This window comes from Streptomyces sp. HUAS MG56, from assembly GCF_058673395.1.
This window is the reverse complement of the sequence record NZ_CM178722.1, coordinates 3,800,242-3,814,721: the sequence shown is the minus strand read 5'-3', so window position 1 is coordinate 3,814,721 and position 14,480 is coordinate 3,800,242. Positions and strand designations below refer to the sequence as shown.

14 protein-coding genes are annotated in these 14,480 nt (G+C 74.1%); 7 read left to right on the top strand and 7 right to left on the bottom strand.

Features of this window, described 5'->3' with window-relative positions:
* Positions 1–16 precede the first annotated feature (16 nt).
* Together AC4OXY_RS18115 and AC4OXY_RS18110 are read right to left on the bottom strand one after the other, a co-directional pair.
* Positions 17–733 carry an ABC transporter permease gene (locus tag AC4OXY_RS18115; protein WP_356030603.1) on the bottom strand — a complete coding sequence of 239 codons (717 nt, stop codon included), beginning with the start codon at positions 731–733 and terminating at the stop codon, positions 17–19.
* Entirely contained in the window at positions 733–1,665 is a 933-nt protein-coding gene (locus AC4OXY_RS18110; protein WP_376285075.1) for an ABC transporter ATP-binding protein, read from the bottom strand. Before AC4OXY_RS18110 ends, AC4OXY_RS18115 begins: the two co-directional genes overlap by 1 nt.
* Before the next feature lie 248 nt (positions 1,666–1,913).
* Between AC4OXY_RS18110 and AC4OXY_RS18105 the strand changes: the two genes are divergently transcribed.
* The 3 genes from AC4OXY_RS18105 to AC4OXY_RS18095 are packed head-to-tail and all read left to right on the top strand — an operon-like array spanning position 1,914 to position 4,844.
* Positions 1,914–2,774, top strand: a complete 861-nt coding sequence (locus AC4OXY_RS18105; protein ID WP_491994208.1) for a MaoC/PaaZ C-terminal domain-containing protein — start codon at positions 1,914–1,916, stop codon at positions 2,772–2,774.
* Positions 2,775–2,805: 31 nt separating this feature from the next.
* Positions 2,806–3,891: a Zn-dependent alcohol dehydrogenase gene (locus AC4OXY_RS18100; RefSeq protein WP_376285069.1), complete on the top strand. Its 1,086-nt coding sequence runs from the start codon at positions 2,806–2,808 to the stop codon at positions 3,889–3,891.
* A gap of 11 nt (positions 3,892–3,902) precedes the next feature.
* Complete coding sequence (locus AC4OXY_RS18095; RefSeq protein WP_491994207.1) at positions 3,903–4,844, top strand: 3-oxoacyl-ACP reductase; 942 nt, start codon at positions 3,903–3,905, stop codon at positions 4,842–4,844.
* Positions 4,845–4,902: 58 nt separating this feature from the next.
* On the opposite strand, the gene AC4OXY_RS18090 is transcribed toward AC4OXY_RS18095, so the two are convergent.
* A complete protein-coding gene (locus AC4OXY_RS18090) occupies positions 4,903–5,061 on the bottom strand; it encodes a hypothetical protein (RefSeq protein ID WP_356030611.1) in 159 nt (52 codons plus the stop codon).
* Positions 5,062–5,157: 96 nt separating this feature from the next.
* Complete coding sequence (locus tag AC4OXY_RS18085; RefSeq protein WP_356030613.1) at positions 5,158–6,429, bottom strand: hypothetical protein; 1,272 nt, start codon at positions 6,427–6,429, stop codon at positions 5,158–5,160.
* A 187-nt stretch (positions 6,430–6,616) separates the two neighbouring features.
* Between AC4OXY_RS18085 and AC4OXY_RS18080 the strand changes: the two genes are divergently transcribed.
* The 3 genes from AC4OXY_RS18080 to AC4OXY_RS18070 are packed head-to-tail and all read left to right on the top strand — an operon-like array spanning position 6,617 to position 9,614.
* A complete protein-coding gene (locus tag AC4OXY_RS18080; RefSeq protein ID WP_362822215.1) occupies positions 6,617–7,456 on the top strand; it encodes a Nif3-like dinuclear metal center hexameric protein in 840 nt (279 codons plus the stop codon).
* A gap of 13 nt (positions 7,457–7,469) precedes the next feature.
* Positions 7,470–8,213: a zinc ribbon domain-containing protein gene (locus AC4OXY_RS18075; protein ID WP_356030683.1), complete on the top strand. Its 744-nt coding sequence runs from the start codon at positions 7,470–7,472 to the stop codon at positions 8,211–8,213.
* A 36-nt stretch (positions 8,214–8,249) separates the two neighbouring features.
* Entirely contained in the window at positions 8,250–9,614 is a 1,365-nt protein-coding gene (locus tag AC4OXY_RS18070) for a bifunctional RNase H/acid phosphatase (protein ID WP_362822216.1), read from the top strand.
* On the opposite strand, the gene eda is transcribed toward AC4OXY_RS18070, so the two are convergent.
* Together eda and yaaA are read right to left on the bottom strand one after the other, a co-directional pair.
* Positions 9,586–10,266, bottom strand: a complete 681-nt coding sequence (eda, locus tag AC4OXY_RS18065) for a bifunctional 4-hydroxy-2-oxoglutarate aldolase/2-dehydro-3-deoxy-phosphogluconate aldolase (protein WP_356030619.1) — start codon at positions 10,264–10,266, stop codon at positions 9,586–9,588. The two genes, AC4OXY_RS18070 and eda, sit on opposite strands and share 29 nt — an antisense overlap.
* A gap of 96 nt (positions 10,267–10,362) precedes the next feature.
* Complete coding sequence (gene yaaA / locus AC4OXY_RS18060; RefSeq protein ID WP_356030684.1) at positions 10,363–11,154, bottom strand: peroxide stress protein YaaA; 792 nt, start codon at positions 11,152–11,154, stop codon at positions 10,363–10,365.
* Between the two features lie 74 nt (positions 11,155–11,228).
* Between yaaA and AC4OXY_RS18055 the strand changes: the two genes are divergently transcribed.
* Positions 11,229–12,662: an RNB domain-containing ribonuclease gene (locus AC4OXY_RS18055; RefSeq protein WP_491994206.1), complete on the top strand. Its 1,434-nt coding sequence runs from the start codon at positions 11,229–11,231 to the stop codon at positions 12,660–12,662.
* A 252-nt stretch (positions 12,663–12,914) separates the two neighbouring features.
* Here the strand turns inward: AC4OXY_RS18055 and AC4OXY_RS18050 are convergent, their stop codons facing one another.
* Positions 12,915–14,471 (bottom strand): FAD-dependent monooxygenase, encoded by a 1,557-nt coding sequence (locus tag AC4OXY_RS18050; protein WP_376286222.1) that lies wholly within the window; start codon positions 14,469–14,471, stop codon positions 12,915–12,917.
* Positions 14,472–14,480 lie beyond the last annotated feature (9 nt).

Below are 14,480 nucleotides of genomic sequence, written 5' to 3'. Positions count from 1 at the left end.
ATATCAGATTCCCCCGTCAGACCGTGCCCGCCCCGCGGCGGTACGACAGCACAGCGTACGAACCGAAAAGTCCCAGCCATGCCGTCAGCACGATGATGGCACCGGTTCCCGGGGCGCGCCCCTCCGCGACGGCGGTGCCCAGCTGGGCGAACCGGTGGGTGGGGGTGTACGCCGACACGGCGCGCAGCCAGCCGGGGAAGAGGCTGACGGGGAACCACAGCCCGCCGAGCACCGAGAGCCCCAGACCGCACAGCATGTTCGCCACACCCGTGGCGGGCCCGGTCAGCCGGTAGCCGTTGCCGAGGCCGAGCAGGGTGAACGGCAGCGAGCCGAACCACAGCAGCAGCACGATCGCCGCCCACTGCCACACGGCCAGCCGCACCCCGTTGACCAGCCCGCCCGCCGCCAGCACGGCGAGGATCGCGGGCAGCACGGTCACCGCGCCGGTCAGGGTCCGCCCGGTCACCACCTCGCGCGGGGTCATCGGGGTCACGCGCAACTGCCGCAGCCAGCCGACGGCGCGGTCCTCGGCCACCGCGCTTCCGGTGTTGAGGGCCGAGCCGACGGCGCCGTAGGCGGCCATGCCGACCATCGACGCCGCCTTCCAACTCCCGTCGCTCTGGCCGATGTTCGTGAACAGCAGGTACATCAGCACGGGCATGGCGATGCCGCCGATGACGAAGCCGGGGTCGCGGAGGGTGCGGCGGGTTTCCAGACGTACGTAGGCGAGCATCAGCGGGGCTCCAGGTCGTGGGAGTCGGGTACGGTCCGGGGGCCGGTCAGCGTCAGGAACGCGTCGTCCAGGGACGCCGGCGCCACCTCCAGCCCCCGTATCGCCCCCAGTTCCGCCAGCGCGATCACCGTGGCGTCCGAGTCGTCCGTGCGCAGCCGCGCCCGCTCGCCCCGCACCTCCACCGAGCGGACCCCGGGCAGCAGGGCCAGTCCCTCCGGGTCGCGGCCCGCCAGGTCGAGCGAGACCAGGTTGCCGCCCGCCGCGCGGCGCAGTTCCTCGCCGGTGCCGTCGGCGACGATCCGGCCCCGGTCGATGATCAGGATCCGGTCGGCGTGGGCGTCGGCCTCCTCCAGGTAGTGCGTGGAGAACAGCACGGTGTGGCCGTGCCGGGCGTAGTCGCGCATGGAGTCCCAGAAGGCGTGCCGGGCCTCCACGTCGAGCGCCGCCGTCGGCTCGTCCAGCACCAGCAGCGCAGGGTCCCCGGCCAGCGCGACCGCGAACCGCACCCGCTGCACCTGCCCGCCGGACAGCCGGTCCACGCGCCGCCCGGCCAGGCCGGCGATGCCGGCCAGCTCCAGCGCCCGGCCCGCCGGCATCGGCGCCGGATAGCGGGAGGCGACGAACGCGACCAGCTCCCCGACCGTGACCCGGGGTACCGGGCGCGCCTCCTGGAGCATCGCGCCCACCCGTCCCGCGCGCACCGAGCGCTCGGGCGGCGCGCCGAACAGCTCCACGGCGCCCGCGTCGGGCTCGTACAGCCCGAGCAGCAGCCCGATCGTGGTCGACTTGCCGGCGCCGTTGCGGCCCAGCAGGGCCACGGTCTCGCCGGGCGCGATGTCCAGGTCGACGCCGTCCACGGCGCGGACCTCGCCGTACGCCTTGACCGCCCCCGTGAAGGAGACGGCCCCTCCTCGTTGCCCCCGTTGTGTCATGGGTACGACGGTACGAGGCCGGACCCGGCCTCCGGCAGATGCGCATGTACGGACTCGGGCAGTACAAATGTCACTGCCGACGAGATCTGACACGACGTCAGGAGCCTTCACAAGTGCGGAGTGCTCGGCTATACAAGGGGCGCCGGACTGGAACGCGTTCTAGATCGGCCCGTAGCGACCTCGGTGCGGCCGACGGTGCGGACGGCCGTGCCGGGGTCTTTCACCGCGCAGCCCATGTCAGGAGCCGTATGCCCATCGACGCAGCGTTGGCCCTCGCCGCCGAACCCCGGACCGGCGAGATCACCTGGGACCACAAGGACGTCCAGCTCTACCACCTCGGCATCGGCGCCGGCGTCCCCGCCACCGATCCCGACGAGCTGCGCTACACCCTGGAGTCCCGGCTGCACGTCCTGCCCAGCTTCGCCACCGTCGCGGGCGCCGGCTCGCCCGGCGTGATCGGCGGTCTGTCCATGCCGGGCGTGGAGGTCGACCTCGCCAAGGTGCTGCACGGCGGGCAGCGCCTGGAGATCCACCGCCCGATCCCCGCCCGGGGCACCGCCACCGCCACCTCCCGCATCGCCGCCGTGTACGACAAGGGCAAGGCGGCCGTCCTCGTCATGCGCACCGAGGTCGCCGACGCCGACGGCCCGCTGTGGACCAACGACGCCCAGATCTTCGTACGGGGAGAAGGCGGGTGGGGCGGCGACCGCGGCCCGGGCACACGCCTCGACCCGCCCGCCGGAGAGCCCGACCGGACCGTCGAACGGGCCGTCCGCGAGGACCAGGCGCTGCTCTACCGCCTGAGCGGCGACCGGAACCCGCTGCACGCCGACCCCGACTTCGCCAAGCGCGCCGGATTCGACCGGCCCATCCTGCACGGGCTGTGCACCTACGGCATCACGCTCAAGGCGGTCGTCGACACGCTGCTCGGCGGGGACGTGAGCCGGGTGCGGTCCTACACCACCCGGTTCACCGGAGTCGTCTTCCCGGGCGAGACCCTGCGCATCCGCATGTGGCAGGAGGGGGGGAACGCCGTCCGGGTGGCCGTGAGCGCGATCGAGCGGGACGACGCGCCCGTCCTCGCCGACACCATCGTCCAACACTCCTGATCCAGGCTGTAGTCGAGGGGAGAGCCGCACCATGCGCGCAGCCGTACTGCACGAGATCGGCCAGGAAAAGCTCGACGTCGTCGATGACGTCGAGGCCGTGGGCTTCGGGCCCGGCAAGGTCAGGGTCCGGGTGCGCGCCACCGGACTGTGCCACTCGGACCTGTCCGCGATGAGCGGGGTGCTGCCGCAGCCCGCGCCGTTCGTACCCGGCCACGAGGGCGCGGGCGAGATCCTCGAAGTCGGCGAGAACGTACGGAACATGAAACCCGGTGACCGGGTCGTGCTCTGCTGGCTGCCCGCCTGCGGCGCCTGTGCCGCCTGCAAGCGCGGCCAGACCCAGCTGTGCCTGGCCGGGTTCATGAACGCCGGCACCCCCAACTTCAGGCGCGCCAGCGGCAGTTCCTCCGACGTGTTCGGCTTCGCGGGCACCGGCACCTTCGCCGAGGAGGTCGTGGTCGACGCGGGCTGCGCCGTGCCCATCCCCGAGGACGTGCCCTTCGACATCGCCGCCCTGATCGGCTGCGGGGTCACCACCGGACTCGGCGCCGCCCTCAACACCGCCGATGTGCAGGCCGGTTCGTCGGTCGCCGTCATCGGCTGCGGAGGCGTCGGCATCTCGGCGGTGCAGGGCGCGCGGCTGAAGGGCGCGGCCGAGATCGTCGCCGTGGACCCGGTCGCCTCCCGCCGCGAGGCCGCCCTCCGGTTCGGCGCCACGAAGGCCGTCCCGCCCGACGGACTGGCCGACGCCAAGCAGCGGATCACCGGCGGCGAGGGCTTCGACTACGTCTTCGAGGTCGTCGGCCGCTCCGCCACCGCCCGCACCGCCTACGAGAACACCCGGCGCGGCGGCACCCTCGTCGTGGTCGGGGCGGGCGCCATGGACGACTTCCTCCAGCTCAACATGTTCGAGCTGTTCTTCGACGAGAAGCGCATCCTGCCGTCCATGTACGGCGGCGGGGACGTGCTGCGCTCCTACGAGCGCGCGATCGCCCTGTGGCGGGCCGGCCGGATCGATCTGGCGGGCCTGATCACCCACCGGGTGCCGCTGGCCGAGATCAACGAGGCCCTGGACCAGATGCGTACCGGGACCGCCCTGCGTACGTGCATCGAGATCTGAGGGCGCCGGCCATGACACTGCCACTGGAGGGGATGTCCGCGATCGTCACCGGCGCCGGGCGCGGCCTCGGCCGGGCCGAGGCACTCGAACTCGCCCGGCTCGGCGCGGCCGTCGTGGTCAACGACTACGGGCAGCCCGGCCGGGACGGCTCGGGGCAGGCGTCGGCCGGGCCCGCCGAGGAGGTGGCGCGGGAGATCCGCGCGGCCGGCGGCACGGCGCTCGCCCACACCGGGGACGTCGCCGACTTCCGACAGGCCGCGGAACTGGTCGAGTCGGCGATCGGCGCGTACGGCAAGCTCGACATCCTCGTCAACAACGCGGGCATCCTGCGCGACCGCATGGTCTTCTCCATGACCGAGGACGAGTGGGACCCGGTGATCCGGGTCCACCTCAAGGGCCACTTCAACACCACCCACTTCGCCGCCGCGCACTGGCGGGAGCGGTCCAAGGCGGCCGGCGGCGCGAAGGTCTACGGCCGGATCGTGAACACCTCCTCGGAGGCGTTCCTCGCCGGCTCCGCGGGCCAGCCCAACTACGCGGCCGCGAAGGGCGGAATCGTCGGCCTGACCACCTCGACCGCCCTGGCCCTCGCCAAGTACGGCGTCACGGCCAACGCGATCTGCCCGCGCGCCCGGACCCGGATGACCGAGGACGTCTTCGCGGGCTTCCAGCAGCCGGAGGAGGGCCTGGACCCGCTGGCCCCCGAGCACGTCGCCCCGCTCGTCGGCTATCTGGCCGCACCGGCCGCCGCGGGGATCAACGGCCAGTTGCTCGTCGTCCACGGCGGCATGGTTGCGATCGTCGAACGGCCGCGGGTGCAGGCCAAGTTCGACAGCAAGCAGGAGACGTTCACGTACGACGAACTCGACGCGCTGCTCACCCCGCACTACGCGCGGCGGCCGCCGGGGGAGACGTTCGCGGCGGCGGAGGTGCTGGGGCTGAAACGGGGGTAGGGACAGCGGAAATGGAAAGGGGCGCCCGCCGGGCGGGCGCCCCTTGTGCCACGTACCGTCAGGCAGCTGCCTCGGCGGTCTCCACGGTCGGCTTGCGGTGCTTGCCGTGCGGAGCCGCCTCATTGTCCTGGGCCGCTACCGGGCCCCGGTGCCGACCGTGACCGTCTGTTTCCAGAGAGCCGGCAGACAGCTGCTCGGTGGTGCTGGTGTCGCTCATCGGAAGAATTCACCCCGTCAACATGATCTTTCGTACAGCCCGGCGAGTGTAACCGGCACACCACCGGCCGAATCCAGGCGCACACGCCAACCGGCACTAGTTCGTTACAAGACGTCCGAGCGGCGCCTGCTGCAACGGCACCGGACGCGCCACCACCGGCTGCGGAACCACCGGGGCCGCGGGCTCCACGGGATCCGGAGGATCCGGTTCCGTCGGCCGCCGTGGCGCCTCGGGCGCCCCGTCGGCCGTGCCGTCCCGGCCCGGACCCTCCGGACCCGCCTCCCCCGAGCCCCCCGTCTCCCCCGCGGCCACGGTGGTACCGCCTGCCACGGCCGCCTCCCCCCAGGGCACCGTCGGCTCCGCCACGCCGCAGGGAGTCTCCCGCGTGGCGTACGGCAGCCGCAGCACCCCGTCCGGCGTCCACAGGCCGGTGCCGGTCAGCCACCCCTCGGGCGCCGGGAGGTGGTTCACCCGCCGCCCGGCCGGCCGCCAGGCGCCCACCCAGCTGCCGAGCGGGCCGTCGATCCGCAGCGCCACCGCGCAGTTCTCCGGCGTCAGCACCTGCCCCGGCTGGATCGCGAACGGCGTCACCACGCAGTCGGGCATCCGCAGGGACTCCGGGAAGCGCACCGGCAGCGTGCTGCCGAGCACGCCCCACCCCAGCCGCTCCCGCCCGGGCGAGGGCGCGTCGGAGGAGAGGAGCAGCAGTCCGCTGTCGGGGTCGGCGAGCAGCAGCCGGTCGTGGCTGCCGGCCGCGATCTGGAGCAGGGGCGAGACCTCGGCGCGCGCCAGGTCCACCACGACCGTCTTCACCGGGCCGCCGGCCGGCCGCCGGTCGAGGGCCAGCATCCGCCCGGCACGGTCCAGCCACACCCCGCCCGAACAACGCCCCGGCACCTCGGCCAGCCGCTCCGGACCGAAGGCCCCGCCCGCCACCAGCCAGACCGTGCTGGAGTGCGGACCGGCGGCGAGGGCGTACGCGCGCGTGCCCCCCGGCGCGGGCGGCAGCAGCGTGAGCCGGGTGCCGGGCTCGGCGCACTCCACCGCGCCCAGCGGCAGCTCACCGGTGCCGGGGCCGGTCGGATAGAGCAGCGAGAAGGCGTGCCGCCGCTCGATCAGCCGGTGGATCAGCACCCGGCCGTCGGCGAGCGGCTGCACCTCGGTGCCCGGCTCCTCCGGCTGGTCGCCGGGCAGCGGCACCGCGTACGGCTCCGGGCCGTCCAGCGTCCAGCGCTCCGGGAACCAGCAGTCCCCGGCCGGCGCGAGCCGGGCGGCGTACGCCCCGTCCGCCGTGAGAGCGCAGCCGCTCCCCCCGGCGTCCGCGCCGGGACCGCCGGTATGGGGTGGTTCGATCGCACAGGCCGTCATCGTTCGGTCACCTCCGGCGACGAAGCTAGTTTTCGTACGCACACGCGGGGGACGGGCCGCTGGCCACTTCACACATACGGGTGGCGCAGAAGCGATTCAGCTGAGGAAGCCGGGGCGTCTGTGCTGACCGGGACAAGACCGTGCGCATGCGGTACGGCCGGGCCGGACGGCCAGGTAGCCTTTTCCCGTGCCCCGTCTGTCTGAAGTCATCGCCGCGCTGGACAACCTGTGGCCCGCCGAGCGGGCCGAGTCCTGGGACGCGGTCGGCACGGTCGTGGGCGACCCCGGCCAGGAGGTCACCCGCGTCCTGTTCGCCGTCGACCCCGTGCAGGACGTCGTCGACGAGGCGGTGAAACTCGGCGCCGACCTGCTGGTCACCCACCACCCGCTCTACCTGCGCGGTACGACGACGGTGGCGGCGACCCACTTCAAGGGCCGCGTCGTGCACACGCTGATCAAGCACGACATCGCCCTGCACGTCGCCCACACCAACGCGGACACGGCGGACCCGGGCGTCTCCGACGCCCTCGCCGGCGCGCTGGACCTGCGGGTCGTACGCCCCCTCGTCCCGGACCCGGCCGACCCGGCGGGCCGCCGGGGCCTCGGCCGGATCTGCGAACTCGACCACCCCCTCACGGTCCGCGAGCTGGCCGCCCGCGCCGCCGAGCGGCTGCCCGCCACCGCGCAGGGCATCCGGGTGGCCGGCGACCCCGAGGCCGTCGTCCGCACGGTCGCCGTCAGCGGCGGCTCCGGCGACAGCCTCTTCGACCAGGTCCGCGCGGCCGGCGTCGACGCCTTCCTCACCGCCGACCTGCGTCACCACCCCGCCTCCGAGGCGGTGGCCACGAGCCCTCTCGCGCTGCTCGACGCGGCGCACTGGGCCACCGAGTGGCCCTGGTGCGAGCTGGCCGCGAGCCAGCTCGACGAGATCTCCGACCGCCACGGCTGGGACCTGCGCGTCCACGTCTCCACGACGGTCACCGACCCCTGGACCGCCCACGCGGCGTCCACCACCCCGAACAGCTAACAGGAGCCCCCAACTGAACGCCGCGCCCGCCGACCAGATCCGTCTCCTCGACGTCCAGGCCCTCGACGTCCGCCTCCAGCAGCTCGCGCACAAGCGGAAGTCGCTGCCCGAGCACGCCGAGATCGACTCGCTGAACAAGGACCTCACGCAACTGCGCGACCTGCTGGTCGCCGCGCAGACCGAGGAGAGCGACACCGCCCGCGAGCAGATCAAGGCCGAGCAGGACGTGGACCAGGTGCGCCAGCGCGCCACCCGCGACCAGCAGCGACTGGACTCCGGCGCGGTCACCTCGCCGAAGGACCTGGAGAACCTGCAGAAGGAGATCGTCTCCCTCGCCAAGCGCCAGGGCGACCTGGAGGACGTGGTCCTGGAGGTCATGGAGCGCCGCGAGTCCGCGCAGGAGCGGGTGGCCGAACTGACCGAGCGGGTCGGGTCGGTCCAGTCGAGGATCGACGACGCGACCGGGCGCCGGGGCGCGGCCTTCGAGGAGATCGACGGCGAGGTCGCGACGGTGACGAAGGAGCGCGAGGTCGTGGCCGCGTCCGTCCCGGCGGACCTCCTCAAGCTCTACGACAAGCTGCGCGAGCAGCAGGGCGGTATCGGCGCGGCCAAGCTGTACGCGCGCACCTGCCAGGGCTGCCGCCAGGAGCTGGCCATCACCGAACTGAACGAGGTCCGCGCGGCCGCGCCGGACACCGTGGTGCGCTGCGAGAACTGCCGCCGCATCCTGGTGCGCACGGCCGAGTCGGGTCTGTAGACCTCTGTAGACCTTCGCAGACAAGGGGCTTGTCGGGTGCGGGAGTTCATCGTCGAGGCCGACGGCGGGTCACGGGGCAACCCGGGGCCGGCCGGCTACGGCGCCGTGGTCAGTGACGCGGCGACGGGGGAGACGCTGGCGGAGGAGGCCGAGTTCCTCGGCGTCGTCACCAACAACGTGGCCGAGTACCGGGGTCTGCTGGCCGGCCTGCGCGCCGCCCATGCCCTCGACCCGACGGCCACGGTCCACGTCCGCATGGACTCCAAGCTCGTCGTCGAGCAGATGTCGGGCCGCTGGAAGATCAAACACCCCGACATGAAGCCCCTGGCTACCCAGGCCCGCTCCGTCTTCCCACCCGACCAGGTCACCTACGAGTGGATCCCCCGGGAGCGGAACAAACACGCGGACCGACTGGCGAACGAGGCGATGGACGCGGGGACGAAGGGAGAGACCTGGTCACCGGCCTCTTCCCGGGCGGCGCTGGACACCCCGTCGGCCCTCCCGGAGCCGTCGGGTCCGCCCGGGGACGCGACCGCGGGCGCGGCGAAGGCACGGGCGGCCCTGGCGGAGGTCCGCGCGGCGGGCGGCGGCGGGTCCGCCGCAACTGCGGGCAGTCGTGCCGCCGGGGCGGCTCCCGTCCCGGAGAAAGGCGCACCTCCGAGCGAGCGGCGCCCGGAAGCCCCCGACGAGCAGCGCCTGTCCGGAGCCGGCGGGGTCAGTACCCCCGACCAGCAGCGCACCTCCGCCCCCGGCTGGAGCTCCGCCCCCGACCTCGGCGCCCCCGCCACCTTCGTGCTGCTCCGGCACGGTGAAACCCCGCTGACCCCCCAGAAGCGCTTCTCGGGCAGCGGCGGCACCGACCCCTCCCTCTCCGAGGCCGGCCGCGAACAGGCCCGCCGTGCCGCCGAGGCCCTCGCCCGGCGCGGCACCATCCAGGCCGTCGTCGCCTCCCCCCTCACCCGCACCCGCGAGACCGCCGGCATCGTCGCCGAGCGCCTCGGCCTGGACGTGACGATCGAGGACGGCCTGCGCGAGACGGACTTCGGCGCCTGGGAGGGCCTCACCTTCGGCGAGGTCCGCGAGCGTCACCCGGACGACCTGACCGCCTGGCTCGCCGACCCCGAGGCCCACCCCACGGGCGGCGGCGAGAGCTTCGCCGAGACGGCCACCCGGATCGCCGCCGCCCAGGAGAAGCTGGTCGCGGCCTACGCGGGCCGCACGGTCCTGCTGGTCAGCCATGTGACCCCGATCAAGACGTTCATCCGGCTCGCCCTCGGCGCCCCGCCCGAGTCCCTGTTCCGCATGGAGCTCTCCGCGGCCTCCCTGTCGGCGGTGGCGTACTACGCCGACGGCAACGCCAGCGTCCGGCTCTTCAACGACACGTCCCACCTGCGTCCCTGAGCCCGCCGAGCCCGGCCGCCGCCCGCGCCAGCTCCTCGATCCGCGCCCAGTCCCCGGCGGCCACCGCGTCCGCCGGGACCATCCAACTCCCGCCCACACAGCCGACGTTGGGCAGGGCGAGGTACTCCGGCGCGTTCGCCGGACCGATTCCGCCGGTCGGACAGAACCGGGCCTGCGGCAACGGCCCGGCCAGCGACCGCAGATACGCCGTGCCGCCCGCCGCCTGCGCCGGGAAGAACTTCATGTCCCGCACCCCGCGCTCCAGCAGCGCGACGACCTCCGAGGTGGTCGACACCCCGGGCAGGAACGGCAGCCCCGATCCGCGCATCGCCGCCAGCAGTACGTCCGTCCACCCGGGGCTGACCAGGAACCGCGCCCCCGCCGCCGTACTCGCGCTCACCTGCTCCGGCGTGATCACCGTGCCCGCCCCGACCACGGCGGCGGGCACCTCCGCGGCGATCGCGCGGATCGCGGCCTGCGCCGCCGGCGTCCGCAGGGTCACCTCGATCGCGGGCAGCCCGCCCGCCACCAGCGCCCGCGCCAGCGGCACGGCGTCGGCGACGTCGGAGACGACCACCACGGGGACGACGGGCGCCGGCGCGACGAGATCGTGCACGGAGGCAGGCGAGGGCGAGGGCAGCGGTGAGGTCATGCCCTCATCGTGCCCAGCCGCTGCATCACGCGCAATGAGCGTTGCGCATGCTGCAATGCGAAGCCCGGTGGGCGGTGAACCTAGTGGATCCGTGGATCAGTGGATCTCCTCCACCAGCACGTCCAGCGCCCACGCCCGGCCCGCCTTCTCCGGCGCCTGCGCCTCCACCTCGTACCCGAGGTCCCGCAACGCCTCCACCAGCTCGGCCGGGTTCTTCGGCGCGGCACCCTCCGACAGCAGGCTGCGCACGATCCGGCCCTTGGTCGCCTTGTTGAAGTGGCTGACCACCTTCCGGGTCGGCGCGTGCAGCACCCGCACCGTCGCCGTTCGCCCGGCGACCTCGCCCTTCGGCTTCCAGGCCGCCGCGTACGCCGCCGAGCGCAGGTCCAGCACCAGGCCGCTCCCGGCCGCCTCGGGCAGCACGTCCGCCATCGGCGCCCGCCAGTGCGCGCCCAGCGCGCCGAGCCCGGGCAGCTTCACGCCCATCGAGCAGCGGTAGGAGGGGATCCGGTCGGTCACGCGCACGGCGCCCCACAGCCCGGAGAACACCAGCAGCGAGCGCGCCGCGCGCTGCTTCGCCGCCGTGTCCAGCGTGGCCAGGCCGAGGGCGTCGTAGAGGACACCGGTGTAGATCTCCCCGGCCGGGCGGGCGCCCGCCGTCGGCAGGCCGGCGTTCTTCGCGACCTCACCGCGCAGCCCCTCGCTCAGTCCCAGCACCTCGCGCGCCTTCTCGTTCTGGTCGGGGTCCCCGGCGCACAGCTCGACCAGTTCGCCGAGCACCGCCTCCCGCGCGGCGGTCAGCCCCGGCAGGGACAGCGACTCAAGCTTCAGCGGGGCACCCGCGCCCGAGTTCGCCTTGCCCTCGGACGGCGGCAGCAGGACCAGCACCACGTACTCCTCACCTAGACCTCCGCGACAGCGTACGGCGTGCCGGGCCCCCGCCCGCGACCTACGCTCGCTGTATGCCCCGCCGCAAGATCCGCGTGACCGGTGCCCCCGAGGCCCCGCTCCGGGCCGCGCTCGCCGCGCTGCGCACCGAACTCGGCATCCCGCAGGACTTCCCGCCCCCGGTCCGGGAGGAGGCCGAGCGCGCGGCGAAGGCGCCCGCCGTACCGTCGCACGACGCCACCGACATCCCCTTCTTCACCCTCGACCCGCCCGCCTCCCTGGACCTCGACCAGGCCACCCACCTGTCCCGGCGGGCCGCCGGCTACCGGGTCCGCTACGCCATCGCCGACGTCCCCGCCTTCGTCGCACCCGGCGGCGCGCTGGACGCGGAGGCGCACCGGCGCGTCAACACCCTGTACTTCCCCGACGAGAAGGTGCCGCTGCACCCCGTCGTGCTGAGCGAGGGCGCCGCGAGCCTGCTGCCGGACCGGGTCCGCCCGGCCGTGCTGTGGACGATCGACCTGGACACGGACGGGCGGACCACCGCCGTCGACGTGCGCCGCGCCCTGGTCCGCAGCCGCGTCAAGCTCGACTACGCGCGCGTGCAGCGGCAGATCGACGCCGGGACCGCCGAGGAACCCGTCGCACTGCTCAGGGAGATCGGCGAGGCGCGGGAACGGCTGGAGGTGGAGCGCGGCGGCATCTCCCTCAACGTGCCCGAGCAGGAGATCACCGCGCAGGACCACACCTACGTCCTCGGCTACCGCGCCCCGCTGCCCGCCGACGGCTGGAACGCCCAGCTCTCCCTGCTCACCGGCATGGCCGCCGCCGAGCTGATGCTCGCCCACGGCACCGGCGTACTGCGCACCCTCCCGGCCGCGCCGGACGGTGCCGTCGCCCGGCTGCGCCGTACCGCGACCGCGCTGCACATCGACTGGCCGCACCATGTGTCGTACGCGGCCCTGATCCGCTCCCTCGACCCGAGCGACCCGCGTGACGCGGCCTTCCTCCAGGAGTGCACGACCCTGCTGCGCGGCGCCGGGTACACCGTCTTCACCGGCGGCGACCTGCCCGCGATCACCACACACGCCGCCGTCGCCGCCCCGTACACCCACTGCACGGCCCCGCTGCGCCGCCTCGCCGACCGGTACGCCGCCGAGATCTGCCTCGCCGCCGTCGCGGACCAGACCCCGCCCGACTGGGTGCTCGCCGCGCTCGACACGCTGCCCCGGCGGATGGCCGACGGCGCCCGGATCGCCGGGACGGTCGAGCGGGAGTGCATCGACCTGGTGGAGGCGGCCCTGCTCAAGGACCGGATCGGGGACGTCTTCGAGGCCTGCGTGGTGGACGTCGAGGAGCGCCGACCGACCGTCGGCACCGTGCAGTTGATCTCCCCGGCCGTCATCGGCCGCATCGAGGGCGACCACCTCCCGCTCGGCGAACGCCTGCGGGTACGCCTCGCCCAGGCCGAACCGGGCACCTCGAAGATCCTCTTCACGGCCGTGTGAGCGCCCGGACCAGGCCGCCGGAGTTCGAGTGCGCCCTCGGCCGGGGTGTGCGCCATCCGTGTGTCCCGGCGTACGGCGCCGATCGCGGACAGCGGGATCCGCAGGTCCACGTGCGGCCCGTACCGCACCCGGAGCGCATCCGGCGGATCACCTCGGCCTGGGCGGAGCCCCCGGTGGCCCGGCCCGGCCGACGGAGCTGTTCGGGAGCCGTCGACCGCTGCGCAGCGCACGTGCGGGGTCAGTACGACAAGGTCAAGCGGCATCGGTCCGGGGGCCCAGCCAGTGCTCCAGGGCCTTCGGCAGGTCCTTCGTCCCCGCATCCTCCGGTTCCGTGTCGGCGGCCCAGGCCACGAACCCGTCCGGACGGACGAACAGCGCCCCGAGGCCGGGCCGGGCCGGGCAGGCCAGCGTGCGGACCTCCAGCCGGTCGCCGTAGCCCTCGGCGTGTGCGCGCACCCCGGGGTCGTCGGCGAGGTCGAGCAGCAGGGCGCGGCCGGTGTGCAGATGGTCGCCGAGCCGGCTGCCGTCGGACAGCTCCAGGTCGGGCGCGCTCGCGCCGGTCAGCGGGTGCCCGCCGGGCAGGTCGTAGCGCTGCCAGACGCCGGAGATCTTCGTGACGAGGTACGTCGTGCCCGTCGTGGTCAGCGCCAGGTCGGTCACCACCCGGCGCAGCGCGCGGGCGTGCCGGTCGGGGCGCATCACCGCGATCTGGGCCCGGGTCCAGTCGAGCACCCAGGCGCCGAGCGGATGCCGTTCGGCGGTGTAGGTGTCCAGCAGGGACTCGGTCGCCTGCCCGCGTACGACGGCGGCCAGCTTCCAGCCCAGGTTCATCGCGTCCCCGAGGCCGAGGTTCAGGCCCTGTCCGCCGAACGGCGAGTGCACGTGCGCCGCGTCCCCCGCGAGCAGCACCCGGCCCTTGCGGTAGTCGGCGGCCTGGCGGGCGTTGTCCGTGAACCGGGTGGCGCTGAGCACCTTGGTGACGGTCACCTCCGGCACCTCTGCCACCCGGCGCAGACTGGCCTGGAGTTCCCCTGCGGTGACGGGGGCCGTGCGGTCGGCCGGGGGGCCGTCGAACTCCACGGTGAGGATCCGCCCGGGGAACGGCCCGTGGACGTACGTCCCGGTGTCGGTCGTGTTCCAGCCCTCGCGCAGCCGCTCGCCGCCGGTCAGCTCCACGATCGCCTGATAGCCGGTGATCTCCGGGTCCGTGCCCGGGAAGTCGAAGCCGGCGGTCTTGCGGACCGTGCTGCGCCCGCCGTCACAGCCGACCAGCCAGCCCGCGCGGATCGTCCCCCGACCGGTGTGTACGACGACCCCGTCCGCGCCCGCGTCGAAGCCGGTCAGCTCCACGCCCCGGCGCACCTCGACCCCGAGCCGCTCGGCCCGCCGGGCCAGGATCCGCTCCAGCTCGGCCTGCGGCACGCCGAGCCCGGAGCCGCCGGCCGGGCCGACCTCGGCCCAGGCGGGGTCGGAGCCGTCGAACAGGGCCTGGTCCATCGGGATCCCGGCGAAGTGCCCGGCGAACTTGGGCGGCATCCTCGACTCGGCGTCCTCGCCCCTGAAGGCGCGTATCCGCCGGAGCGCCGCCTCCCACACCGCCGCCAGCTCGGGCAGCAGCCCGCGCCGGTAGAGGGCGACCGCGCTCGGGATGTTGATCGCGCCCGCCTTGATCGTCTCGTCCACCTCGGTCAGCCGCTCCACGACCAGCACCCGCGCCCCGCCGAGGCGCAGCTCGCACGCGAGGAAGAGCCCCACGGGCCCGGCACCCGCCACCACCACGTCGTACACGTCGTCGTCAGTCGTCGTCATCGTCATGGC